Below are 23778 nucleotides of genomic sequence, written 5' to 3' on the forward strand. Positions count from 1 at the left end.
GGGTCGACGGCGCCCGTCGCCGCTCGGACGCGCCCGCCCACCGGGGCGCGCCCGAGCGGGCCGCGCGCCGGGGCGGGCTCAGCGCGGGGCCCGGAGGGGCCGCCGGGTGGTCTCCCGCATGACGAGCCGGGGCATCACCGAGTACAGGAGCCCTCCTTCGGGGCGCTCCTGGACGACGACGCCGTCGGGCATCGTCGGCGGCGCCATCGCGGAGGCACCCGCGACGCGGCCCCCCGTTCCCCCGCCCGCCTCGCGCGCCTCCATGCGGGCGGCCAGAGCCCGCACGGCGACCTCGGCCAGGAGCAGCGCGTCCTGCTCGATGGTGGTCACGGAGAATGCGGTCAGGCCGGTGGCGGGAATGCCGTCGTAGCCGGTGACCGCGACGTCCTCGGGCACGCGCACCCCGCATCGGCGCAGCTCCATGAGGGCGCCGATCGCCTGGTGGTCGTTGAAGCACAGGATCGCGTCGGGCAGGGCCCCGGCGTCGAGGATGACGCGCACGGCCCTCGTGCCGGACTCCTCGTCGGAGCCGCCGTCGAGCACGCGCGCCCGGTCGCCCAGGCCGTGCTCGGCCATGGCCCCGAGGAACGTGGCGCGGCGCATCGGGGCCGGGGTGGCCCTCCCGCCGTCGATATGGGTGATCCGACGGCGCCCGGTGAACACGAGGTGGTCGACGAGCGCGGTGATGCCCACATCGTCGCGCGAGCGCACGAGGTCGGCGTTCGGCAGTCCCGATTCCCGGCACACCATGACCACCGGGACGCGAGCGGCGGCGTCGGCGACGATGTCGTGGCCCACCCAGGGATCGACGAGGATGAGCCCCTCGCAGCGCTCGGTGAGCAGGGAGCGCAGCCCCTCGGCCTCATCGCGGTGCGGGGTCGAGGCGGCCAGAACGAGGGAGCGCCCGTGCTGGGAGCAACTGCGGTAGAGGCCGTCGACGAGCCCGCCCTGGAAGGCCTGGTTGATGTCGAAACTGGCGCCGATGAGGCCGGTGCGCCGCTGACGCAGGAGGCGCGCCCGGGGATCGGCGTTGTAGCCGAGCTCGGCGGCGACGGCCAGGATCTCGTCACGAGTCGCGGGGGCGACGCCGGCCGCGCCGTTGAGCGCAGCGGAGACCGTGGAGATCGAGCGCCCGCAGCGCGCCGCCACCGTGGAGATCGTGACGCGTCCGTCACGGCCTGTGGTCATGGGGCTCCGCCCTCCTCTCGAGGATCGCTGGTCGCGCTCGCCCCTGGCGGGGCCGCCCGATCGTACCCTGGCCTCATGAGGGCGCCCGGGATCCCTCCCGGGCCCGATCCCGATCATCCGTCGGGGCGCCGCCCCGGGCGCAGGGCGGCGCGGACCGCTGGGAGGACGATATGGCGATTGCCGACGGCGCACCGCGGGAGCACGCGACCCAGTCCGATGTGGCGCGGGCGGCCGGCGTGTCCCGGGGGCTCGTCTCGCTGGCCCTCAAGGGCGGTGGGCGGATGTCCGAGCGCACCCGCGAGCGGATCCTCCAGGCGGCCCGGGACCTCGACTATCAGCCCAACGGCGCGGCGGCGCAGTTGGCCGCGCGCCGTTCGAGCCGCCTCGTCATCGTGCTGCCCTACCTGGACAATCCCTTCTTCGACATCCTGGTGCGCCATGTCCGCCGGGAGGCGGCGCAGGTGGACCACAGCCTGGTGGTGCTCGTCTCCGATCTCGAGGCACGCCTGGAGGAGAGCACGATCGCCGATGCCCTGCGGATGCGCCCCGCCGGCCTCATCCTCCCCGGCACGCGCATGGGGGCCGAGGCCCTTGAGCGCCTGGGGGGACGTTTGCCGGTGTGCCTGCTGGACCGCGCCCTGCCCGGGCACGTCGTGGCGACGCCCCATATGGACGAGACGAGCGCGGCCGACCAGGTCATGGAGCATCTCGCGGGTCTCGGCACCCGGCACATCGTCTACCTGACCCCGGCGCGGATCCTGCATGAGCGGCTCGTCGACGACCGCGGTCTCGCCTGCCGCGCGGCCGCCCAGGCGCGCGGGATGTCCTTCTCCTCGGCCGCCTGCGAGGACGGCGCGCTGCCCGCCCTGGACACGGCTCTCACCGGCGCCGCGGGGCCCGCCGCGATCGTGGCCTACAACGACCTGCTGGCCATCGACGTCGCCGCGGCCCTGTACCAGCGGGGCGCGCGCCTCCCACTGGCCAGCTATGACAACACGCCCCTGGCCGCGCGCCCGGAGTTCTCCCTGACGAGCGTCGACCAGGACCCCGCGGCACTGGCGAGGGCGGCGGTGGGCATGCTCACCGGCGCGGGGCCGGCCCCCGGCGTCGCCACGATCGCCCCGAGTCTCGTCATCCGGGCGTCGACAGTGCCGACAGTGCCGGCAGTGAGGGCGGAGTCGGCCTGACCGGCGCCCCTCGGGCGCTCCCCCGCAGGCCCATCAGCCCCTCGCGCACGTACCCGCACCCGCGATGGGGCAGGGAACGGCCCCGGACCGGTTTCGGTGCCGTTCTCGACCGGTTTCGATCGCCACTTCGACCGGTCTCGATGAGGGGGCGGGGATTCCTTGCGGAGCCGCCGTACTTCCTGCTATTGTCTGGACAACGCCGTGATGACGCGCGTTACCACCATCGCTCCACCACTTCATGACAGAGACGTCGGAAGGAAGAAGGAAGTCAGATGAGTTCGAAGAAACCCCTGGGGATCGGTGTGATATCCCTGGGCTGGATGGGGCGCCTCCACGCCCGCTCCTACCGATCCCTGCCCGAGCGATTCCCGGAGCTCGGCATCGCCCCCCGCCTCGTCGCCGCGGCGGACCCCATCGAGGAGGCTCGCACGGCGGCCGTCGAGGACCTCGGGTTCGAGCGCGCCTACGCCGACTACCGCGACCTGCTGGCCGACCCGGACGTCGAGGTCGTGTCCATCTGCTCCCCCAACTTCCTGCATCACGAGATCGCCATGGCCGCGATCGAGGCGGGGAAGCCCTTCTGGATCGAGAAGCCCATGGGGGTCAGCGCCCAGCAGTCCAAGGAGATCGCCCAGGCGGCCGAGGCGGCCGGCCTCGTGAGCGCCGTCGGCTTCAACTATCGCCACACCCCCGCCATCGAGTACATGCGCCACCTGGTGCGCTCGGGAGAGCTGGGCCGCATCACCAATGTGCGCGTGTGGTTCATCGCCGACTACAACGCCTCCCCCATGGGCCCGTTGACCTGGCGGGCCTCGCGGGAGAAGGCGGGCGCCGGCGTCGTCCCCGATCTCATGAGCCACGGGGCGGACCTCGCCCAGTACGTCGTCGGGCGGATCGCATCGGTCTCGGCGGCCACCGGCACCTTCATCACCGAGCGCCCCATCCCCACGAGGATGGGCATCGGCCACTCCGGCTTCGAGATCGGCGATGAGGTCGGCCCCGTGGAGAACGAGGACTACGTCGCCATGCTCGTGCGCTTCGACGACGGCGCGATCGGCACGATGGAGTCCTCCCGCGTCTGCGTGGGACCGCGCGCCGAGTACGTCGTCGAGGTCTACGGCACGCAGGGATCGGCCCGATGGAACTTCGAGCGCCTCAACGAGCTCGAGGTCTGCCTGGGCGTCGACGGCGGCCCCACCCACGGCTACACCCGGGCCATGGCGAACCCCTCGTGGGGCGAATGGCACCGCTACCAGCCGGCCATCGGCACCTCCATGGGCTTCGACGACATGAAGTCGATCGAGGCCGCCCAGTTCATCGAGTCCGTCACCACGGGCGCCCAGATCGCCCCCTCGGCGGCGGACGCCTGGTGCGCGGCGGAGGTCGATGAGGCCATCGTCGCCTCCGCCGCCGACGGCCAGTGGCACGAGGTGGCGCGAGTCGACGGCGCGACGACCTTCGACCGCTGAGCCTCGTCCCCAGTCCCCCGGCGGTCCTCCGCCGACGGCTCCCCGGACCCCGGCATCGGCGCCGGACCGGGGGCCACCCGGGCGATCCCGCCCATCCCCCGATTCCCCGACACCCTCATCAATCACCCAAGGAAACCATCCATGAGTCAGACCAGTAGCGCCCTCTCCCTGAGGGGCATCACCCAGGACCAGATGCGCCAGGCGGTGGCCGAGACCCCGCCGTCGGGCAAGCACCGCGGCATCGGCGCCGTCGCGGCCGTCGCCACCCTGGGCTCCCTCCTCTTCGGCTACGACACCGGCGTCATCTCCGGGGCGCTGCCCTACATGTACATGCCCCACGACGCCGCCGGGCTCCAGCTCACCAGCGGCCAGGAGGGAGCGATCGGCGGCACACTGCTCATCGGCGCGGCTCTCGGCGCGCTCTTCGGCGGGCGCCTGTCCGACCGCTACGGGCGCCGCCACAACATCACGATCCTGGCCATCGTCTTCCTCCTGGGCGCGATCGGCACTGCCACCGCGCCCAACATCTGGCTGATGTACATCGCCCGCTTCGTACTGGGCCTGGCCGTGGGCGGCGCCTCCGCCACCGTGCCGGTCTACCTGGCCGAGACGGCGCCCAAGCGCATCCGCGGCTCCATCGTCGCCATCGACCAGCTCATGATCGTCACCGGCCAGCTCCTCGCCTTCGCCATGAACGCCGCCATCAGCGCGGCCAGCGGCGGCCCGAGGATCACCATCGAGGCCGACCCCTCGGGCTCGGGGCTGGTCAGCCTCGGCGAGCAGTCCTTCGACAACCTCGCCCACCTCCAGGCCTCCCAGGGCGGGACGCTGTCATCGGCCGAATACCACGAGTTCCTCAACCAGCTCGTCATCTCCCACGGCAACGGCGAGACCTGGCGCTACATGCTCGTCCTGTGCTCCATCCCGGCCGTCGCGCTGTGGATCGGCATCCGCCTCATGCCCGAGTCCTCGCGCTGGTACGTGGCCAAGGAGCGCCTCTACGACGCCATCGGCGCCCTCAAGCGGGTGCGCGACGAGTCCAAGGACGGCCCCCTCGAGGACGAGCTCATGGAGATCGCCGAGGCCCGCCAGCACGAGCTCGAGATCCAGTCCAAGCACCTCGGGCTCGGCTACGTGTGGAGCACTCCCTGGCTGCGCAAGCTCATGCTCGTCGGCATCTTCCTGGCGGTCGTCAACCAGACCACGGGCGTGAACACGGTCATGTACTACGCGCCCAAGGTCCTGGAGTACGCCGGCATGTCCTCCTCCTCGGCGATCATCGCCCAGGTGGCCAACGGCGTCATGAGCGTCATCGGCTCGGCGATCGGAATCTGGCTCATCATGCGCTTCCGCCGCCGCCAGATCCTCATCGCCGACGTCACCGGCGTCGGCGTCTGCCTGCTGGGCATCGCCGCCACCTTCACCCTGTTCATCGCCCCGCACATGGACAACGGAACGCGCCCGCCGTCCTGGGCGGCCTTCCTCATCCTGGGGCTGATGTCCGTGTTCATGCTCATCGTCCAGTCCTCCAACGGGACCGTGGTGTGGACGATGCTCGGCGAGATCTTCCCCGCCAACGTCCGCGGCATCATGAACGGCACCGCCGTGTTCTGCATGTGGATCGCCAACGCGATCATCACCTGGACCTTCCCGCACATGATGGAGACCCTGGGCGGCGGGATCACCTACACGATCTACGGCGCGCTCAACCTCGTCATCGCCCTCATCCTGCTCAAGATGATGCCGGAGACCTCCGGCAAGTCCCTGGAGCAGATCGAGCACGAGATGGAGGAGCGCTACTCCTGACGGCCCCGCAGCCGCCAGAAGGTCGTATAATTGTCCTGACAATGCGGCGCGCCTGCCGCAGCGGGCCCGCGAGGCCCTCCTCGCGGGCCCGCCCGGGCGCCACCGACGGCGCCCGGCCCCACCCCGTGAACGCGAAAAGGAGCAATGATGTCCTTCACCCTCGACCCCACCACCGCCATCACCGACCCCCACGGCATCACGTGGGGAATGCACCCCATCACCTGGCGCAATGACGACATCCCCGAGGTCGGCGCCTTCAACACCCTGGAGGACATGCTCCTCGACCTGGCCGACACCGGGTACCGGGGAACCGAGTGCGCCGGCTTCTTCCCGCCCAAGGAGGAGGTCAAGGCCGCGGCCGAGGCCCGGGGGATCAAGATCGTCGCCCAGTGGTTCTCCTCCTTCATCGTGCGCGACGGCGTCGAGGCCGTCATCCCGGACTTCGAGGCCACCTGCTCCTACCTGGAGTACCTGGGCGCCACCCGCGTGGTGGTCTCCGAGCAGACCGGCTCGGTGCAGGGCAAGCGCGACGTCTGCATCTTCACCAACAAGCCCACCCTGACCGACGAGGAGTGGGACGTCCTGGCCGACGGCCTGAACCGCCTGGGCGACATCGCCCACGCCCACGGCCTGGAGCTCGTCTACCACCACCACCTGGGCACGGTCGTCCAGACCAAGGCCGAGACGATCCGCCTCATGGAGGCCACCGACCCGACCAAGGTCTCCCTCCTGTTCGACACCGGGCACGCCTACGTGGGCGACGGTGATGTCATGGGGCTGCTCGAGGCCTGCATCGACCGCGTCAAGCACGTCCACTTCAAGGACGTGCGCCCCGAGAAGATGGCCGAGTCCAAGGCCGCCAACCGCTCCTTCCTCGACTCCTTCCTGGCCGGGATGTTCACCGTGCCCGGGGACGGCACGATCGACTTCACCGAGCCCTACCGCTTCCTCGTCGACCACGGCTACGACGGCTGGATCCTCGTCGAGGCCGAGCAGGACCCGGCCATCGCCAACCCGCTGGAGTACGCCCGCAAGGCGCGCGCCTACATCGAGGGCACGCTGCTGAAGGCGTGACCCCGCCCGAGGCCGCTCCGGGGCCCGTTGGGGCCCGCATCCGCGGCTGCAGCAACGGCAGCGCCGGCCTCGGCCCCTGACGGCGCCCCCATCCGGACAGTGGATGGGGGCGCCGTCGTCCTCCCTCCCAACGCCGCCAGTAGACTGCCTCGCATCCACCGTCGCGAGTGAGGATGCACATGAGCCAGCACGCCGCCACGCAGAGCGATATCGCGCTCGCCGCGGGCGTGTCCCGCTCGCTGGTCTCCCTGGCCCTCGCCGGATCGCCCAAGGTGGCCCGCGAGACCCGCGAGCGCATCGAGAAGGTGGCCCGGGACCTGGGCTACCGCGTCAACGTGGCGGCCTCCTCGCTGGCGCGGCAGAGCTCGTCGATCATCGGGCTGGTGCTGCCCAATCTGCGCAACGCCTTCTTCGAGCGCATGGCCAGGTGCCTCAACGAGGCGGCCTCCCAGCGGGGCTTGACGCTGTTCGTCACCATCGGCTCGGAGGACCCGGTGGCGCTCCACCGGGCGATCGACTCCCTCCTGGGCGTGCGGGTGGCGGGGATCGCGATGGTCTCGCCGTGGCTGCCCGGCCAGGACGTGGTGGCCGTGGGCGAGGAGGTCGCCACCTGCGTCATCGGGCGCAGGAGCCCCGGCGGCAGGGTGGACGCCGTGCACATCGATGAGCGGGCGGCGGCCGGACTCGTCGTGGCCCATCTGCGCGAACGGGGGGCGTCGTCGCTCGTCTACGTGCGCCCCCGGGCGGGCGATGAGACCTCCCGCCACGAGCGGGAGATCGCCCTGGCCGACGCCGCGCGGGAGGCGGGCCTGCCGCTGACCGTCTACGGCTGCGCCGACGAGGCGGGGCCCGCCGTGCGGGCCGCCGTGAGCACGCACCCCGAGCCGCTGGGCCTGGTCATGCACAACGACGTCCTGGCGATCGACGCCGTCGCCGCCCTTCGCACCGCGCGGCGCGGTCAGGACGCCCCCGTGCTCATCGCCTCCTACGACAACACCTACCTCGCCCAGCGCGAGGAGTTCTCGCTGACGAGCATCAACCAGCCCGAGCCCGTCATGGCGGCACGGGCCATCGAGCTCATCTGCCGGCGGGCGGGACTGGGGGCCCAGGACGCCCTGGCCGCCGACGAGCCAGCGCGCAGCGTCGTCCTGGCCCCCACACTCTCCATCCGCTCCTCGTCGGCACGATAGCGGCGCGACGGGCGCGCCGCCCGGCAGAACCGCATCCATGTCCGGACAAAAGATCAGACCTCCAGCCACGGCCTTGACAGCGAATCACGCCGGTGACAGCATTGCCAGTACCGATTCACGCGCGTGAATTACGGGAGTCCCTGCACCATCAAGCGTCCAGCATCCGTCAAAGAGGACAGGAAGGCACACTCATGAGCGCATCACCCGCCCCGCTCTCCGTCGCCGTCATCGGCGCGGGCATGGCCGGCACCACCCACGCCAACGCGTGGCGCCAGGTCGGCACCGTCTACGACCTCGGCCTGCCCAAGGTCCGCCTGGCCGCCATCGCCGACGCCTACGAGCCCTTCGCCGTCGACGCCGCCGAGCGCTACGGCTACGAGAAGGCCGTCACCGACTGGCGCGACATCGCCGACGACCCCAGTATCGACATCGTGTCCATCGTGGTGGGCAACGCCCTCCACCGCGAGATCGCCGAGGCCCTCATCAAGGCCGGCAAGCACGTCCTGTGCGAGAAGCCGCTCGCCGACACCCTCGACAGCGCCAGGGCGATGGCCGAGGCCGAGCGGAGCGCCGGCGTCGTGACCGCAGTGGGCTTCACCTACCGGCGCAACGCCGCCGTCGCCGAGCTCGCCAAGCTCGTGGACAGCGGGCACCTCGGGGAGATCAACCACTTCGACGGCCGCTACTGGTGCGACTACGGCGCCGACCCCGCCACGCCCATGGCCTGGCACTACAAGGGCCCCATGGGCTCGGGCGCCCTGGGCGACGTCGGGAGCCACCTCATCGACACCGCCGAGACCATCTGCGGGCCGCTGGTCAGCGTCTCCGGCGCGGCCATGATGACCTCGATCAAGCAGCGCCCCGTCGCCAGCGGCCATGTCACCCGCGGCACGGCCCTGGACACCGCCAACGCCGTCTACGAGGACGTGGAGAACGACGACGTCGCCACCTTCACGGCGCGCTTCGCCAGCGGGGCGGTGGGCACCTTCTCATGCTCACGCGTGGCGTGGGGACTGCCCAACTCCCTCATGGTGGACGTCCTGGGCACCAAGGGCCGCGCCTCCTGGGACCTCGCCCGCTGCGGCGAGATCAAGATCGACGACGTCAACTCCCCCGCGGGCCTGGGCGGGGCGCGACGAGTCCTGGTCAACCCGGACTTCCCCTACTTCGCCCGCGGCTCCTCGATGGCCTTCGGCGGGGTGGGGCTGACCCAGATCGAGCAGTTCACCTACCAGGCCCACGCCTTCCTCCAGCAGATCGCCGGTGTCACCGGTGAGGGCGCCCTGCCGCCCTGCGCGACCTTCGCCGACGGCTACCGCGAGATGCTCATCGCCGACGCCGTCGCCCGCTCCGCCGCCAACGGCGGCGCCGAGGTCGACGTCTCAGCCCTCTGATCCCCACCCAGCCACCCCACCCGCCTCGATCGAAGGAGATCACCCACCATGGCACTCAACTACGGCGCCTACACCGCCTGCCTGTCCGACCGCCCCCTGACCGCCGCCCTCGACGTCCTCAAAGAGGCGGGGCTTACCGGCGCGGAGGTCAACGTCGGGGGCTTCATCCCCTCGCCCCACTGCCCCGTGGACGCCCTGCTCGCCTCGAAGGCCGCCCGGGAGGACTACCTCGGGATCTTCGCCGAGCGCGGCATGAGGCTCTCGGGCCTCAACACCTCCGGCAACCCCACCTCACCGCTGCCCCATGAGGGCCTCAAGCACGCCGAGGACATCCGCAACGCCATCCGCCTGGCCGGGGCGCTGGGCGTGAGGGAGATCGTCACGATGTCCGGCACGCCGGGCACCGACCCCACCGCCAAGTACCCCACCTGGGTGGTCAACCCCTGGAACGGCATCGACATGGAGATCCTGGATTACCAGTGGGGCGTCGTCGTGCCCTTCTTCAAGGAGGTCGACGCCCTGGCCCGGGACAACGACGTTCAGGTCTGCCTGGAGCTCCACCCGCGCAACCTCGTGTTCAACGTGCCCTCCTTCGAGAGGCTCATCGAGGAGACCGGGGCCACCAACATCAAGGTGAACATGGACCCCTCGCACCTCTTCTGGCAGCAGATGGACCCCATCGCGGCCACCAAGCGCCTGGGCGGGCTCATCGGGCACGTCCACGCCAAGGACACCAAGATCCTCCCCGGCGCCGCCTACCGCGGCGTGCTCGACACCGACTTCGGCCATGTCGCCGCCGATGCCGAGGGCAGGGTCCCGGTGGCCTACGGCTACTGGTGCAACGCCTGGCCCCAGGACCCGGCCTGGCGCTTCGTCGCCTTCGGCCTGGGCCACGACACCGACTACTGGGCCGACTTCCTGCGCGCCATCGAGCAGGTCGACCCGGATATGAACGTCAACATCGAGCACGAGGACGCCGAGTACGGCAACGTGGAGGGCCTCAAGCTCTCCGCCACGAACCTCCTGGCGGCCGCCGCCAAGCTCTGACAGCGCCGCGACCAGGGCGTAGTGTCCTGCTCGATCCCCTATCAACCCCTTCTCACCCGACGGCGGGCCGGCTATGCACCACGCACTTCTCCTCCCCCGAGCGCTCGTGGCCGCGCCCGCCGTCGGCCCCCTCCCCGACGCCGTCGCCATGGGGACGACGACGGCCTGGGCCCTGCTCATCGTCAGCGCCCTGCTCGTGGGCCTGTCCAAGACCGCTCTGCCCGGCGTCACCACGATCGCCGTGGCCATGTTCGCCCAGGTGCTCCCCGCCAAGGAGTCCACCGGCGTCATGCTCCTGCTGCTCCTGACCGGGGACCTGCCCGCCATCTGGGCCTATCGCCGCGACGCCGACGCCACCATGCTCAAGCGACTCGTGCCGGCCGTCGCCTGCGGCGTGCTGATCGGCGCGCTCTTCCTGCGCGTGGCCTCCGACGATCTCATGCGCCGCGTCATCGGCTGGCTGCTCATCGCCCTCATCGTCATCACCCTCGCGCAGCGCGCTCGCGGTCGGCGCCGAGGCGGCCCCACGGCTCGGGCCGCGAGCGCGGGAGCCCCATCGGGCGGTACGGGCTCGGCCTCCCGGGCCGGCTCCTCGCCCATGGCCCGCATGGTCTACGGGGCGCTCGCGGGCTTCTCCACGATGGTCGCCAACGCCGGCGGGCCCGTCACGAGCCTGTACTTCCTGGCCTGCCGCTACCCGGTCAAGGCCTTCCTGGGGACGACCGCCTGGTTCTTCTTCCTGGTCAACCTCACGAAGCTCCCCTTCAGCATCGCCCTGGGGATCATCCACGTGGACGCCCTGGCACTCGTGGCGATCCTCATCCCGGCGGTGCTGGTGGGAGCGCTGGCCGGCAGGCTCCTGGCCGACCGCATGCCGCAGCGCGTCTTCGATCCCATCGTCATGGTCCTCACCGTCGTCGCGGCCCTCCCCCTCCTCGCCTGATCCCCTCCCCGGCCCGGCCCCTATGAGCGGCCTGTGGGTGTTCCCACAGGCGCGGGGACGCGCGCTTAAGGGACTTTGGTCGCCCTCGGGCGCGGAGAGGGGCACAATCGGTCATGAGCGCCGGCCGCCGCCCGGCGCCGCCGCTCGACGTCGAGATGAGAGAAGGACCAGCACCGTGGCGCGCAGCATCTACATCGCATCCCCCAACGCAGGAACCGGCAAGTCGACCGTGGCCCTCGGCCTGGTCACCGTGCTCGCCAAGGTCGTCGCCAAGGTCGGCGTCTTCCGCCCCTTCGTGGACTCGCGCGCCGAGCACCCCTTCCTCGACCTCCTCCTGACCCACTCCGGCTCCTCGCTGCCCGCCGAGCAGTGTATCGGCGTCACCTGGGACGAGTTCCACGCCGACCCCGAGGAGGCGCTGCCCCGGATCGTCGACGCCTACCGCGCCGTCGCCCGCGAGCACGACGTCGTCATCATCGACGGCTCCGACTTCACCGATGTCGCGGGCAACCCGGAGCTGTCCTTCAACGCGCGCGTCGCCGCCAATATCGGCGCCCCCATGCTCCTGGTGGTCTCCGGCGCCGGAGCCCCCGAGGATGTCCGGGCCAGCGTCGAGGTCTCCATGGCGGAGATCTCCGACAACCTCGGGCGCACCGCCGCCGTCCTGGCCAACCGCTGCCCCGAGGCCTCCCGCCAGGCGATCGCCGAGGCCCTGGGCGGCATCGAGGGCGTCACCGCCTCCACCCTCCCCGAGGTGCCCCTCCTGTCCGCCCCGTCGGTCGGGGAGATCCTGGGCGCGGTGGAGGGCACCCTCATCTCCGGGGACCCCGCCCTGCTGGAGCGCGAGGCGGAGTCCGTCCTCATCGGCGCCATGGACGTCTCCCACCTCCTGGACCATCTCAAGGAGGGCCAGCTCGTCATCGTGCCGGCCGACCGCTCGGCCGTGCTCATCTCCCTGGCGGCCGCCCAGGCCTCCTCCACCTTCCCCACGCTGTCGGGCCTCGTGCTCAACGGCGGTTTCGACGTCGCCCCGCATGCCCTGAGCATCGTCAAGGGCCTCGGGCTGACCCTGCCGATCATCACCTCGCCCATGGACACCTACGCCGCCGCCTCAGCGGCCGGCTCGGTCAAGGGCTACCTGGCCACCGCCTCGAAGCACAAGCTGGACGTCGCCATCACCGCCTTCGAGCAGGAGGCGGACATCGCCTCCCTCATGGCGGCCCTCGAGGTCGAGCCCTCCGACGTCGTCACCCCCATCATGTTCCAGGCCGAGCTCGTGGAGCACGCCAAGGCCCGCACCACGACGATCGTCCTGCCCGAGCCCGACGACGACCGCGTCCTGGAGGCCGCCGACGCCATCCTGCGCCGGGGCATCGCCGCCATCGTCCTGCTCGGCGAGGAGACCACGGTCCGTTCCAGGGCCGCCGAGCTCGGCCTGGACATCTCCGCGGCGCGCGTCGTGTCGCCCTCGGACCCCGAGCTGCTGGAGAAGTACGCCGCCGAGTTCGCCCGCCTGCGCGCCAAGAAGGGCGTCACCCTGGAGGAGGCCCGGGAGAAGGTGCAGGACGTCTCCTACTTCGGCACCATGATGGTCCACATGGGGGACGCCGACGGCATGGTCTCCGGCGCCGCCCACACCACCGCCCACACGATCGTCCCCTCCTTCCAGATCATCAAGACCAAGCCGGGCACCTCCATCGTGTCCTCCGTCTTCCTCATGCTCCTGGAGGACCGCGTGCTCGTCTACGGCGACTGCGCCGTCAACCCCGAGCCCAATGCCGAGCAGCTCGCCGATATCGCCATCTCCTCGGCGCAGACGGCCCGGCAGTTCGGCGTCGAGCCGCGCGTGGCGATGCTGTCCTTCTCCACCGGAACCTCCGGCCAGGGCGCCGACGTGGACAAGGTCCGCGAGGCCACCGCGTTGGTGCGCGCCAAGGCGCCCGAGCTCGCCGTGGAGGGCCCCATCCAGTACGACGCCGCCATCGACCCGACGGTCGCGGCGAAGAAGGCCCCCGACTCGGCGGTGGCCGGGAAGGCCACAGTCTTCATCTTCCCGGACCTGTCCAGCGGCAACATCGGTTACAAGGCCGTGCAGCGCTCGTCGGGCGCCGTCGCCGTCGGCCCGGTCCTCCAGGGCCTCAACAAGCCCGTCAACGACCTGTCCCGCGGGGCGCTGGTCGAGGACATCGTCAACACCGTGGCCATCACCGCGGTCCAGGCCCAGGGCTGACCGGCCCACCGCGGCTCCCCCCTCCTCCCCTCCCCCACGAAAGGCAGACATGACCACCCGCACCGTCCTCGTCATCAACTCCGGCTCCTCCTCCATCAAGTACCAGCTCGTCGACCCGGACTCCGGGGCCTCCCTGGCCTCCGGCCTCGTCGAGCGCATCGGCGAGCCCGAGGGCGCCATCAAGCACAAGCACGGCGAGGACGTCACCGAGCTGACCGAGCCCGTGGCCGATCACGGCGCCGGCCTGGCCGAGGTGCTGCGCCTGTTCGATGAGAAGGGCCCCTCGCTCGCCGAGGCGAATATCGTGGCCGTGGGCCACCGGGTCGTCCAGGGCGGCAAGTACTTCTCCGGCCCGGCGCTCATCGACGACGACGTCGTGTCCACCATCGAGAAGCTCGTGCCGCTCGGCCCCCTGCACAACCCCGCCCACCTCAAGGGCATCGAGGTGGGCCGTGAGCTCCTCTCCGACGTCCCGCACGTCGCCGTCTTCGACACCGCGTTCTTCCAGGACCTGCCCGAGGAGGCCGCCCGTTACGCCCTCGACCGGGAGGTGGCCGACGCCTACGAGATCCGCCGCTACGGCGCCCACGGCACCTCCCACCAGTACGTCTCCGGCGTCGTCGCCGATGAGCTCGGCCGCGATGATCTCAAGCAGGTGGTGCTCCACCTGGGCAACGGGGCCTCCGCCTCAGCCGTCGTCGCCGGGCGCGCCAAGGACACCTCCATGGGCCTGACCCCGCTGGAGGGCCTCGTCATGGGTGGGCGCACCGGCGACATCGACCCCGCCGCCGTCTTCCACCTCGCCCGCGTGGCCGGCAAGAGCGTCGACGAGATCGACCACCTCTTCAACCGCGAGTCCGGCATGAAGGGACTGGCCGGGGACAATGACATGCGCGCCGTCTGGGCCCGCATCAACGCCGGGGAGTCCCAGGCCCGCGAGGCCATGGACATCTACCTGCACCGCCTGGTCAAGTACGTCGGCGCCTACACCGCCGTCATGGGCGGCCTCGACGCCCTCACCTTCACCGCGGGCATCGGCGAGAACGACGCGAATCTTCGCGCCGAGCTCTGCGAGCGCCTCGCCTACATGGGAGTCAGGATCGACGGCGAGGCGAACGCCCTCCGCTCGACCGAGGCGCGTATCATCTCGACTTCGGAATCCACTGTCACCGTACTCGTGGTTCCCACCAACGAGGAGCTCGCCATCGCGCGCCAAGCGATGACCCTGGTTCAAGGCTGATCTGAGGCTTCCCCGGCGCCGGCAACAGCGGCTCCTCGAACGGGCCCGGCCGCAGCACCCCGCTGCGGCCGGGCCTGCTGGTTCCTCCCGGACTCCCGGTCCGCATGCGACCGCGCAGAAGCCCTCGCACGAGCGCCCCGGGCACCGGCGTGCCCGGGCGGCACCGGGGCGTGCCCGGGGCGGAGCGGCCGGCGGCCGGGACCCTCAGAAGAGCGTGCCGCGCTCGGCGCGCAGGCGCGCCCGGCGCGCAGCAGTGGCACCGGGCACCGCAGTGGGCGCCTCTGTGGGCGCCTCGGAGGGGCCGGCGGCGCCCGCGCCCGTCCGTGAGGCACCGCCGCCTGCGATGGGCCCGTCGGCCGACTGCGCGGACGCGCGTGCACCGGGCCAGCCCGGCCCGCCGGGGACCGCGCTGCCCCGCTGGTAGGCGGTGGCGGCGGCTCGGGCGCGAGTATCGGCGGCCTCATTCATGGGGTGGCCCACGTGCCCCCGCACCCACTCGAAGCGCACCTGCCGGCCGGCCAGGGCCTCGTCGAGGGCGCGCATGAGGTCCTCGTTGAGGACCGGCTTGCCGTCGGCCTTGCGCCAGCCGCGCCTCTTCCAGCCATGGCGCCACTTGGTCAGGGAGTTGATGACGTACTGGGAGTCCGCCTGGATGAGGAGGTCCTCGCCGGCCAGCCCGGCGGCGGCGGTCGCTCGCAGGAGCTCGAGGACGGCGGTGAGCTCGCCCCGGTTGTTCGTGGACTCGGGCCAGCCGCCGGCGGCCCAGCAGTCGTCGCTCACGTACCACGCCCAACCGGCGGGTCCGGGGTTGCCAAGGGCCGAGCCGTCCGCGGCGGCGATGATCGTCATGGCCCACACCCTACCGGCGCGACGATGGTTGCCCGGCGGCGCCCCTCAGGCGGGCCGCCCGCATGACCGTGGGGCGCCCCTCCGCCTCCGGAGGAGCGCCCCACGGCGCGAGATGGGAGAGCCTCAGGCATCGAGGTCGGTCTCGAGGAGGGCCTTGAGGTCGGCCAGGGCGGCGTCAGCGCCGTCGGCGTCCGAGGCCAGGGTGACGACGTCGCCGAAACCGGCGCCAAGGGTCATCACACCTAGGATGGAGGAGGCGTCGACCGGCGCACCGCCCTCCTTGGCGATGGTGACGGGGACGCCCTTCTCGGCGACGGCCTTGACGAAGGTGGCGGCGGGACGGGCGTGAAGACCGACCTTGGAGGCGATGGTGGCGGTGACCTGAGCCATAGTGGTGCTCCTTAGGATGAGGGACAGGCGCGCGGGCGCAGCGTCCTGATGGTGTGCAGCGATCCCGCTGAACGTGTCACAGCCTATCCGTTTTGCTCCTCCGCGGCATGTCTCGCGTGGGATCAGTCACGGATGGCATGTAGGGGGCGACGACGATCTGGGCGCGCTGCAGCTCCTTGACGTCGCCGTAGCCGGTGGTGGCCAGGGTGCGCCGCAGGGCGCCCATGATGTTGAGGGTGCCGTCGGCGCGGTCCGAGGGGCCGTTGAGGATCTCCTCGAGGGTTCCCACGGTGCCCACATGCGTGCGGTAGCCCCGCGGCAGCCGGGCGTGGTAGGCCTCCGAGCCCCAGTGGTAGCCGCCGCCCGGCGCCTCGGCCGCCCGGGCGAGTGCCGCGCCGAGCATGACGGCGTCGGCCCCGCAGGCGATGGCCTTGACGACGTCGCCGGAGTTGCCGACCCCGCCATCGGCGATGACGTGGACGTATCGCCCTCCGGACTCGTCCATGTAATCGCGCCTGGCGGCGGCGACGTCGGCGACGGCTGTGGCCATGGGCATGTGGAGGCCGAGGACCTGGCGGATGGAGGAGGACGCTCCGCCTCCCTGGCCGACGAGCACACCGGCGGCCCCGGTTCGCATGAGGTGGAGGGCCGCCGTGTAGGTGGTGACCCCGCCGACGACGACGGGCACGTCGAGCTCGTAGATGAAGCGCTTGAGGTTGAGCGGCTCCTTGGCACCGGAGACGTGCTCGGCCGAGACGGTGGAACCACGGATGATCAACAGGTCCACGCCCGCCTCGATGGCGGCGCGCCAGTGCTCGAGGGCGTGATTGGGGCTGAGCCTGCCCGCGACGACGGCCCCGGAGGCCCGCAGCGCCGAGACCCGCTCGGCGATGAGGGCGTGATCCACGCGCCGCGAGTAGACGTCCTGCAGGACGCGCGTGGCCTCCTCGGGAGCGGCGGAGCGGATGCGCGCGTAGGCGTCAGCCGGGTCCTCGTAGCGGGTCCACAGTCCCTCCAGGTCGAGGGTGCCGATGCCTCCCAGGCTGCCGACGGCGATCGCCGTCCGCGGCCCCATCGCGGAGTCCATGGGAGCGGCCATGACGGGCAGGTCGACGTGGTAGGCGTCCAGCTGCCAACCGACGCGCACATCGCGGACGTCCCGGGTGCGCCGGGAGGGGACGAGGGCGATGTCCTCGAAGGAGTAGGCCTGGTGGGCGCGCTTGGAGCGCCCGATCTCGATCTCACCGCTCATGGGCCGATCCTAGGCCGGGTCACCCCCTCCCGCCGTGAGCGGTGCGCCCGGATGGTTGTCAGGGGGTGATGGCATCCTGGGGCCATGAGCGTTGAACCTGCCGCATGGGCCTCCGGGCCGCTCCTCGGATTCGACACCGAGACCACGGGCGTCGATCCCACCCGCGAGCGACTGGTCACCGCCGCCCTGGTCTCCCGCGGCCCGCGCGAGGCCGGCGGCGGGCGCGCCCAGTCGGTCACCACGTGGCTCGCCGATCCCGGCGTGGAGATCCCCCGGGCGGCCACCGCCGTCCATGGGATCACCACCGAGCACGCGCGGGCGCAGGGGCGCGCTATCGAGGAGGTCCTCACCGAGGTCTCCGACACCCTCGTGTCCGCCATGGCCGCGGGCACGCCCGTGGTCGCGTTCAACGCCTCCTACGACCTGACCCTCCTGGAGGCGGAGCTCGCCCGGCACGGGCTGGCCACCATGCGCGAGCGCCTGGGCCGTGAGCTGGGGCCTATCCTCGATCCGCTGGTCATCGACCGGGCGGTGGACCGCTTCCGCAGGGGAAAGCGGCGCCTGGGGGACATGGCCGCCGTCTACCGCGTCCCGCTGGACGAGGCGCTGCACACGGCGGAGGTGGACGTCATCGCCACGCTCGACCTCCTCGAGGCGATCCTCGCCGCCCACCCCGCGGTGGCCGCCACGCCCGCAGAGGAGCTGGTGGCCGTGCAGGCGCGCTACCACCGGCAGTGGGCGGAGTCCTTCAACGAGTGGCTCGCGAGGAAGAACCCGGGCCGTCCAGGGGCGCAGGCGGCCTGGCCGCTGCCGGACTCCGCGCCGGCGTGAGCAGGGCCCCCGGCGCGGTCGGCCGGGGCCCGCCCGCCGCTCGCTCAGCCGCGGGACTGGTAGTTGGGGGCCTCGGCGGTCATCATGACGTCGTGCGGGTGGGACTCCTTGAGTCCCGCGGAGGTGATCCGCACGAACTGCCCGCGTTCCTTGAGCTCGGGGATCGTGCGGGCGCCCACGTAGAACATCGACTGATGGAGGCCGCCCACCAACTGGTAGACGACGTCCGCCAGCGATCCGGAGTAGGGCACCTGCCCCTCGATGCCCTCGGGGACGATCTTGGAGTCCGAGGAGACATCGGCTTGGAAGTAGCGGTCCTTGGAATAGGAGCGGCGCCCGCGCGAGCTCATGGCGCCGAGCGAACCCATGCCGCGGTAGCGCTTCCACTGCTTGCCGTTGACAAACACGAGGTCCCCCGGGGACTCGGTGCATCCGGCGAGCAGTGAGCCGATCATGACCGTGTCCGCCCCGGCCACGAGCGCCTTGGCGATGTCACCGGAGTACTGCAGACCGCCGTCGGCGATGAGCGGGATGCCCGCGGGGCCGCAGGCGCGCGCGGCCTCGTAAACGGCGGTCACCTGGGGGACGCCCACGCCGGCCACCACTCGCGTGGTGCAGATCGAGCCCGGGCCCACGCCGACCTTGACGGCGTCGACACCGGCGTCGATGAGCGCCTGCGCCCCTTCGCGGGTGGCCACGTTGCCGCCGATGACCTGCACGCGGGAGAAGGCCGGGTCGGACTTGATCCGCGAGATCATCTCCAGGGCCAGGCGCGCCCCGCCGTTGGCGGTGTCGACGACGAGCACGTCCACGCCGGCCTCGGCCAGCGCGGTGGCGCGCTCCCAGGTGTCGCCCCAGTAGCCGACGGCCGCGCCGACCACGAGGCGGCCCTCGGCGTCCTTCGTGGCGTTGGGGTACTGCTCGGTCTTGACGAAGTCCTTGACGGTGATGAGGCCGGTCAGGCGCCCGGCATCGTCGATCAGGGGGAGCTTCTCGATGCGGTGCTCGGCGAGCAGTGCCTTGGCATCCTCGCGGGAGATGCCCGTGTGCCCGGTGATGAGGCGCTCGCGCGGGGTCATGCAGTCGCGCACGCGGATCGTCGACCACTTCTCCGCAGGGACGAAGCGCAGGTCGCGGTTGGTGATGATGCCGTGGAGAGCGCCGTCGGGGCCCACCACGGGCAGGCCGGAGACCTTGTACTGGCCGCACAGCTCATCGAGCTGGGAGATGGTGGCGTCCGGGCCGACGGTGACGGGGTCGGAGACCATGCCGGACTCCGAGCGCTTGACTCGGCGCACCTGATCGGCCTGCTCCTCGATGGGCAGGTTGCGGTGGAGGATGCCCATGCCTCCCTGCCTCGCCATGGCGATGGCCATCTCCGACTCGGTGACGGTGTCCATGGCGGCGCTGAGCAACGGGGTCGACAGGGTGATCCCGCGGGTCAGGCGGGAAGTGGTATCGACCTCGGAGGGGATGACGTCCGTCAGCCTGGGCAGGAGGAGCACGTCGTCGTAGGTGAGTCCGGTGGGGGCGTAGATATCGGGGCTGGTGATCGAGTCGCTCACGGCCGCATCGTAGGTCGGCGCCGGGGCGCGGCGCATCCCGGGTCCGCCCATCGCGATGAGGGCGGACCCGTGCCGGGCCCGGTGCCCGAGACGCGCGGATCCCCCGGAGGCCGTTGCGGCCCCTCCGGGGGATCCGAGAGATGCGGGCCGGGCCCGCAGGGGTCACTTCGTGACGACCGCGAGGACGTCGCGGGCGGAGAGGATGAGGTACTCCTCGCCGTCGTACTTGACCTCGGTGCCTCCGTACTTGGAGTAGATGACCAGGTCGCCCTCGGCGACGTCGACCGGAACGCGGTTGCCGTTGTCGTCGACGCGGCCGGGGCCCACGGCCATGACCTTGCCCTCCTGCGGCTTCTCCTGCGCGGTGCCCGGCAGGACGATGCCGGAGGCGGTGACCTGCTCGGCCTCGACCGTCTGGACGACGATCCGGTCCTCGAGCGGCTTGATGGAGATCGACATTGCGGACCTCCCCTTCTCGCTAGTGGGTGTGATGACGTTGTCTGCCGCGCTCGATGCGCGCTGTGCCGCCGTCGCGGGGGCCGGCAAGCGCTCCTGAGTGCGAGCCGCGGGGCCGGTGGCCCCGTGCCGAGACCGAATCTACGTCCGCGATTAGCACTCAGTCAACGCGAGTGCCAAGCGGTCGGGGGACTTTCGCCGACGGCGTGGCCGGTGCGGCTCAGCGGTGCTCGCGGGTCCAGGCGACGGCGTCATCGACGCTCGTCTCGCGGGGCCCGAGTATCGGCTCGCGACCGGTGGCGGCGTCCCAGGCGGCCTTGGGCAGCGCCAAACCCTCCCTGACCAGCGATTTGGCGTAGGTTCCCCGATCGGCGTGGGCCCGGGTGTCCCCCACGCCCTCGGCGTCGATGCCGGCAGCGCGGCACAGGGCGACGGCCCGGGGCACGTGGTAGTCCTGGGAGACCATGAGCGCGCGGTCGACCCCGAAGACCCTCTTGGCGCGGACGCAGGTGGCGTGGGTGTCGAAGCCGGCGTAGTCCAGGGCGATCGCCTCGGCGGGGATGCCGTCGCGCTCCACGAGGTGGCGCCGCATGGCCTCCGGCTCGTTGTAGTGGGCGTCCCCGTTGTCGCCGGAGACGAGGATCGCCTCGACCCTCCCGGCCCGGTAGAGCTCCGCGGCGGCGTCGAGGCGGTGGGCGAGCCAGGGGGACGGGGCGCCGGAGGGGTAGACCTGGGCGCCGAGAACGATCGCGACCGGCGCCGAGGGAGTCCCGCCGTCACCGGGGTCGTGCAGCCGTCCCGCACTGGCGCCGACCACCCATGCCGCGGGCGAGACGAGCAGGACGACGGCGAGCCCGAGGCATCCGAGGATGACGCGGCGCCGTCTCCGGGGGCGGGAGGAGCGGGGGGCGAGGGGCTCGCCGCCCGGGCTCCCCGCGCCGTCAGCGCCACCCGCGCCGCTCATACCACTCGTGCCGTCCGCGCCGTCGTGTCGGGGATCAGTCATGGTTCTCTCCTCATCGGTCCTGCCGTGGCACGCGGCCCACCTTAGGGCCGGCTGATCGGGATGGCGACGGGGAGCGCTGAGCGCATGCCATGATCGGGGGGATGACTGACTCCCAGCGCGACGTCGCCCCGACTGAGCCCGCCCCGCCCGAGCCCGCCGGGCCCTCCGACCCCGCGGCGCTGGCCCTCATGCCCCTGCTCACCCCGGAGGGCTGGGCACTGCTCGGCTCGCTGCCCCCATACGACGAGGCCGAGGCGCTCCGTCTCGCCGAGTCCCTGCGCGAGGAGGGCCACTCCCCCGAGCTCGTCGCGGCGGCGCTGTCCCAGCAGCGCCTGCGGGCTCGGGCGGAGGCCAAGTTCGGCCCCTTCGCCGCCGCCATGCTCTTCACCCCCGACGGGCTGGAGCAGGCCACGCGCCTAGCCGTCGCCGCCAGGCACGCCGCCCGCTACGCGGCGGCCGGAGTGGACCGGGTCGCGGACCTCGGATGCGGCATCGGCGGGGACGCCATGGCCCTGGCGGGACTGGGGCTCGATGTGCTCGCCGTCGAGCGCGACGAGGCGACGGCGGCGCTCGCCACGGTCAACCTCATGCCCTTCGACCGGGCGCGGGTGCGCTGCGCCGACGCCCTGGGGATCGATCTCGGGGCCGAGGGCGTCGACGCCGTCTTCGCCGATCCCGCCCGGCGCGCCGGCGGGCGCCGCGTCAAGGACCCCGAGCAGTGGTCCCCCGCGCTGTCCGAGCTGCTGGCGCTGCGCCAGGCGGTGCCCGCTCTCGGGCTCAAGGTGGCGCCGGGCCTCGAGCACCGCGCGATCCCCGACGACGCCCACGCGCAGTGGGTGAGCGTGGATGGCGCCGTCGTCGAGGCCGGGCTGTGGTTCGGGCCTCTCGCGCCCGAGGGCCCCGGGCGCTCGGCCCTCTGTCTGCGCACCGGGGACTCCGGAGGGCCCGATGGGGAGGCCGGGGAGGCCGGCGGGGTGAGCGCGGCAGTGCTGGTCGACGAGAGCGGCGCGGCGCCGTCGTCGGAGCCGGAGCAGGTCGAGCCCATTGGGAGCGCCGACGACCTGGGAGGGCTCATCATCGAGCCCGATGGCGCCGTCATCAGGGCGGGACTGGTGGCCCGGGTGGCGCGCGACGCGGGGGCCAGGCCCGTGAGCTCGCGCATCGCCTACCTGACTGCCGACGAGCCGCCGGGCGCGGAGCTGGAGCCCTTCGTGCGCGCGTGGCGGATCGTCGAGGTCCTGCCACTGCATGTGAAGTCCCTCAGGGCGCGGGTGCGCGAGCGGGGGATCACCCGCCTGGAGATCCATGAGCGCGGCGTGGACGTGTCCCCCGATCAGCTCAGGGCGGCGCTGCGCCTGCGCGGGGGCGGGGCGGGAGGCGGCGAGACCTGGTTGCTCACCCGCATCGGCCCCCGGATCGGCAAGGGGGCCAAAGGCGCAGTCCTCGTCGTCACTCCAATCCAATAACCGTCATTTATCGCCGAGACCGGTCGAAGTGGCGATCGAGACCGGTTCTCCGAACCGGTCTCGATCGCCACTTCGACCGGTCTCGGCGGGGGGGGGGCGAGGGGAGGGCGGGGCAGCGGGCGCGGGCGATGATCGTGCTGAGCGGCATGCCGGAGTCGGGGGCGAAGTCCAGGGGTGAGGACTCGACTCCGGCGCGCATCGCGGCCGCCCCCAGGGCGGCGATCTGGGCGCCGTTATCCGTGCAGTAGCGCAGCGGCGGGACGCGCAGCGCGATGCCCGCCGCCTCGCAGCGCTCGGCCGCGAGCTCCCGCAGCCGCGAGTTCGCGGAGAACCCCCCACCGATGACGAGGGTGTCGCAGCCGGTGTCGAGGCAGGCGGCCACCGCCTTGGCGGTGAGCGAGTCGTTGACGGCCTCGGAGAAGGCCGCGCAGATGTCATCCACGGGCACCTCCCGGCCACCGTCCTCCAAGGACTCCACGTAGCGGGCCACGGCCGTCTTGAGGCCGGAGAAGGAGAAGTCGTAGCGGTGGCGCTCCCGGTCCTTCGCGGCGGCCAGCCCCCGGGGGAAGCGGATCGCCTCGCGGTCGCCCGCCTGGGAGCGGCGGTCCACATGCGGCCCGCCGGGGTAGGGCAGGCCGAGGAGGCGGCCGACCTTGTCGAAGGCCTCCCCCGCGGCGTCGTCGAGGGTGCCGCCGAGCTCGACGACGTCGGTGGCGATATCGCGAATGCTCAGGATGTTCGAGTGCCCGCCGGAGACGATGAGCCCGATGAAGCGGTCGGGCAGGGGCCCGTCGACGAGCTCGTCGACGGCGAGGTGCCCGATGACGTGATTGACGCCGTAGATGGGCTTGCCCAGGGATGCCGCCAGGGCCTTGGCGGCGGAGATGCCCACGGTGAGCGAGCCGATGAGGCCGGGACCCGCGCACACGGCGATGGCGTCGACCTCCTCCAGACCCACCCCGGCGCGGTCCAGGGCGGCGTCGAGGGTGGGGACGAAGGCCTCCAGGTGGGCGCGGGAGGCGATCTCGGGGATGATCCCGCCGAAACGGGCGTACTCATCCATGGATGTGGCGGTGACGTCGCCGAGCAGCTCGCGGCCGCGCACGAGGGCCACGCCGGTCTCGTCGCAGGTGGACTCGATGCCGAGGATAAAGGGGGCGCTCACGGCGCTCAGCCTAGTCCCCTGCCCGGCGGG

General features: G+C 71.9%; 20 protein-coding genes. 12 read left to right on the plus strand and 8 right to left on the minus strand.

Annotated elements, in window-relative coordinates; genetic code table 11:
• Nucleotides 1-78: 78 nt before the first annotated feature.
• Nucleotides 79-1188, minus strand: a complete 1110-nt coding sequence (locus B1H55_RS08605) for a LacI family DNA-binding transcriptional regulator (protein ID WP_077240456.1) — start codon at nt 1186-1188, stop codon at nt 79-81.
• Nucleotides 1189-1358: 170 nt separating this feature from the next.
• Between B1H55_RS08605 and B1H55_RS08610 the strand changes: the two genes are divergently transcribed.
• From B1H55_RS08610 to B1H55_RS08655, 10 genes are all read left to right on the plus strand, one after another.
• Nucleotides 1359-2375: a LacI family DNA-binding transcriptional regulator gene (locus B1H55_RS08610; protein ID WP_080461685.1), complete on the plus strand. Its 1017-nt coding sequence runs from the start codon at nt 1359-1361 to the stop codon at nt 2373-2375.
• 272 nt (nt 2376-2647) lie between these two features.
• Entirely contained in the window at nt 2648-3844 is a 1197-nt protein-coding gene (locus B1H55_RS08615; protein WP_077240458.1) for a Gfo/Idh/MocA family protein, read from the plus strand.
• 141 nt (nt 3845-3985) lie between these two features.
• On the plus strand, nt 3986-5650 hold the full coding sequence (locus B1H55_RS08620; RefSeq protein ID WP_073451397.1) for an MFS transporter: 1665 nt from the start codon (nt 3986-3988) through the stop codon (nt 5648-5650).
• A 147-nt stretch (nt 5651-5797) separates the two neighbouring features.
• Nucleotides 5798-6724: a myo-inosose-2 dehydratase gene (gene iolE / locus B1H55_RS08625; RefSeq protein WP_077240930.1), complete on the plus strand. Its 927-nt coding sequence runs from the start codon at nt 5798-5800 to the stop codon at nt 6722-6724.
• A gap of 179 nt (nt 6725-6903) precedes the next feature.
• Nucleotides 6904-7914: a LacI family DNA-binding transcriptional regulator gene (locus B1H55_RS08630; RefSeq protein WP_077240459.1), complete on the plus strand. Its 1011-nt coding sequence runs from the start codon at nt 6904-6906 to the stop codon at nt 7912-7914.
• A 191-nt stretch (nt 7915-8105) separates the two neighbouring features.
• A complete protein-coding gene (locus tag B1H55_RS08635; protein ID WP_077240460.1) occupies nt 8106-9308 on the plus strand; it encodes a Gfo/Idh/MocA family protein in 1203 nt (400 codons plus the stop codon).
• A gap of 48 nt (nt 9309-9356) precedes the next feature.
• Complete coding sequence (locus tag B1H55_RS08640) at nt 9357-10355, plus strand: sugar phosphate isomerase/epimerase family protein (protein ID WP_077240461.1); 999 nt, start codon at nt 9357-9359, stop codon at nt 10353-10355.
• A gap of 148 nt (nt 10356-10503) precedes the next feature.
• Nucleotides 10504-11298 (plus strand): sulfite exporter TauE/SafE family protein, encoded by a 795-nt coding sequence (locus B1H55_RS08645; RefSeq protein WP_077240931.1) that lies wholly within the window; start codon nt 10504-10506, stop codon nt 11296-11298.
• Between the two features lie 175 nt (nt 11299-11473).
• Nucleotides 11474-13528, plus strand: coding sequence for a phosphate acetyltransferase (pta, locus tag B1H55_RS08650; protein WP_077240462.1), 2055 nt, complete (start codon nt 11474-11476; stop codon nt 13526-13528).
• 49 nt (nt 13529-13577) lie between these two features.
• Nucleotides 13578-14768 (plus strand): acetate/propionate family kinase, encoded by a 1191-nt coding sequence (locus tag B1H55_RS08655; RefSeq protein ID WP_077240463.1) that lies wholly within the window; start codon nt 13578-13580, stop codon nt 14766-14768.
• A gap of 204 nt (nt 14769-14972) precedes the next feature.
• On the opposite strand, the gene B1H55_RS08660 is transcribed toward B1H55_RS08655, so the two are convergent.
• The 3 genes from B1H55_RS08660 to B1H55_RS08670 form a co-directional block, all read right to left on the minus strand.
• Nucleotides 14973-15617, minus strand: a complete 645-nt coding sequence (locus B1H55_RS08660) for a ribonuclease H family protein (RefSeq protein ID WP_077240464.1) — start codon at nt 15615-15617, stop codon at nt 14973-14975.
• Between the two features lie 123 nt (nt 15618-15740).
• On the minus strand, nt 15741-16007 hold the full coding sequence (locus tag B1H55_RS08665; protein ID WP_073451404.1) for an HPr family phosphocarrier protein: 267 nt from the start codon (nt 16005-16007) through the stop codon (nt 15741-15743).
• Nucleotides 16008-16083: 76 nt separating this feature from the next.
• Nucleotides 16084-17259 (minus strand): GuaB3 family IMP dehydrogenase-related protein, encoded by a 1176-nt coding sequence (locus B1H55_RS08670; protein WP_073451405.1) that lies wholly within the window; start codon nt 17257-17259, stop codon nt 16084-16086.
• A gap of 84 nt (nt 17260-17343) precedes the next feature.
• On the opposite strand from B1H55_RS08670, the gene B1H55_RS08675 reads away from it, so the two are divergent.
• Nucleotides 17344-18090: an exonuclease domain-containing protein gene (locus tag B1H55_RS08675; protein WP_073451406.1), complete on the plus strand. Its 747-nt coding sequence runs from the start codon at nt 17344-17346 to the stop codon at nt 18088-18090.
• Between the two features lie 44 nt (nt 18091-18134).
• Here B1H55_RS08675 and guaB read toward each other — a convergent pair whose 3' ends face one another.
• From guaB to B1H55_RS08690, 3 genes are all read right to left on the minus strand, one after another.
• Complete coding sequence (gene guaB, locus B1H55_RS08680) at nt 18135-19691, minus strand: IMP dehydrogenase (protein WP_172575552.1); 1557 nt, start codon at nt 19689-19691, stop codon at nt 18135-18137.
• Nucleotides 19692-19817: 126 nt separating this feature from the next.
• Complete coding sequence (gene groES, locus B1H55_RS08685; protein ID WP_073451407.1) at nt 19818-20114, minus strand: co-chaperone GroES; 297 nt, start codon at nt 20112-20114, stop codon at nt 19818-19820.
• 217 nt (nt 20115-20331) lie between these two features.
• Nucleotides 20332-21117: a SanA/YdcF family protein gene (locus B1H55_RS08690; RefSeq protein WP_231952790.1), complete on the minus strand. Its 786-nt coding sequence runs from the start codon at nt 21115-21117 to the stop codon at nt 20332-20334.
• A 188-nt stretch (nt 21118-21305) separates the two neighbouring features.
• On the opposite strand from B1H55_RS08690, the gene B1H55_RS08695 reads away from it, so the two are divergent.
• Nucleotides 21306-22583 (plus strand): class I SAM-dependent methyltransferase, encoded by a 1278-nt coding sequence (locus tag B1H55_RS08695; protein ID WP_231952986.1) that lies wholly within the window; start codon nt 21306-21308, stop codon nt 22581-22583.
• A gap of 7 nt (nt 22584-22590) precedes the next feature.
• On the opposite strand, the gene tsaD is transcribed toward B1H55_RS08695, so the two are convergent.
• Nucleotides 22591-23748 carry a tRNA (adenosine(37)-N6)-threonylcarbamoyltransferase complex transferase subunit TsaD gene (gene tsaD, locus B1H55_RS08700; protein ID WP_240494185.1) on the minus strand — a complete coding sequence of 386 codons (1158 nt, stop codon included), beginning with the start codon at nt 23746-23748 and terminating at the stop codon, nt 22591-22593.
• Between the last annotated feature and the right edge of the window lie 30 nt (nt 23749-23778).

This window comes from Actinomyces denticolens (assembly GCF_002072185.1).
Lineage (GTDB): Bacteria > Actinomycetota > Actinomycetes > Actinomycetales > Actinomycetaceae > Actinomyces > Actinomyces denticolens.

What these genes read in the sequence shown, in the direction of transcription:
- iolE (WP_077240930.1), top strand. Translation starts at nt 5,798, where the DNA reads ATGTCCTTCACCCTCGACCCCACCACCGCCATCACCGACCCCCACGGC.
- B1H55_RS08660 (WP_077240464.1), bottom strand. Translation starts at nt 15,617, where the DNA reads ATGACGATCATCGCCGCCGCGGACGGCTCGGCCCTTGGCAACCCCGGA.
- B1H55_RS08655 (WP_077240463.1), top strand. Translation starts at nt 13,578, where the DNA reads ATGACCACCCGCACCGTCCTCGTCATCAACTCCGGCTCCTCCTCCATC.
- B1H55_RS08670 (WP_073451405.1), bottom strand. Translation starts at nt 17,259, where the DNA reads ATGAGCGGTGAGATCGAGATCGGGCGCTCCAAGCGCGCCCACCAGGCC.
- B1H55_RS08665 (WP_073451404.1), bottom strand. Translation starts at nt 16,007, where the DNA reads ATGGCTCAGGTCACCGCCACCATCGCCTCCAAGGTCGGTCTTCACGCC.
- B1H55_RS08690 (WP_231952790.1), bottom strand. Translation starts at nt 21,117, where the DNA reads ATGACTGATCCCCGACACGACGGCGCGGACGGCACGAGTGGTATGAGC.
- B1H55_RS08620 (WP_073451397.1), top strand. Translation starts at nt 3,986, where the DNA reads ATGAGTCAGACCAGTAGCGCCCTCTCCCTGAGGGGCATCACCCAGGAC.
- B1H55_RS08640 (WP_077240461.1), top strand. Translation starts at nt 9,357, where the DNA reads ATGGCACTCAACTACGGCGCCTACACCGCCTGCCTGTCCGACCGCCCC.
- B1H55_RS08675 (WP_073451406.1), top strand. Translation starts at nt 17,344, where the DNA reads ATGAGCGTTGAACCTGCCGCATGGGCCTCCGGGCCGCTCCTCGGATTC.
- B1H55_RS08630 (WP_077240459.1), top strand. Translation starts at nt 6,904, where the DNA reads ATGAGCCAGCACGCCGCCACGCAGAGCGATATCGCGCTCGCCGCGGGC.
- guaB (WP_172575552.1), bottom strand. Translation starts at nt 19,691, where the DNA reads ATGCGCCGCGCCCCGGCGCCGACCTACGATGCGGCCGTGAGCGACTCG.
- B1H55_RS08610 (WP_080461685.1), top strand. Translation starts at nt 1,359, where the DNA reads ATGGCGATTGCCGACGGCGCACCGCGGGAGCACGCGACCCAGTCCGAT.
- B1H55_RS08695 (WP_231952986.1), top strand. Translation starts at nt 21,306, where the DNA reads ATGCCCCTGCTCACCCCGGAGGGCTGGGCACTGCTCGGCTCGCTGCCC.
- B1H55_RS08635 (WP_077240460.1), top strand. Translation starts at nt 8,106, where the DNA reads ATGAGCGCATCACCCGCCCCGCTCTCCGTCGCCGTCATCGGCGCGGGC.
- B1H55_RS08615 (WP_077240458.1), top strand. Translation starts at nt 2,648, where the DNA reads ATGAGTTCGAAGAAACCCCTGGGGATCGGTGTGATATCCCTGGGCTGG.
- groES (WP_073451407.1), bottom strand. Translation starts at nt 20,114, where the DNA reads ATGTCGATCTCCATCAAGCCGCTCGAGGACCGGATCGTCGTCCAGACG.
- B1H55_RS08605 (WP_077240456.1), bottom strand. Translation starts at nt 1,188, where the DNA reads ATGACCACAGGCCGTGACGGACGCGTCACGATCTCCACGGTGGCGGCG.
- B1H55_RS08645 (WP_077240931.1), top strand. Translation starts at nt 10,504, where the DNA reads ATGGGGACGACGACGGCCTGGGCCCTGCTCATCGTCAGCGCCCTGCTC.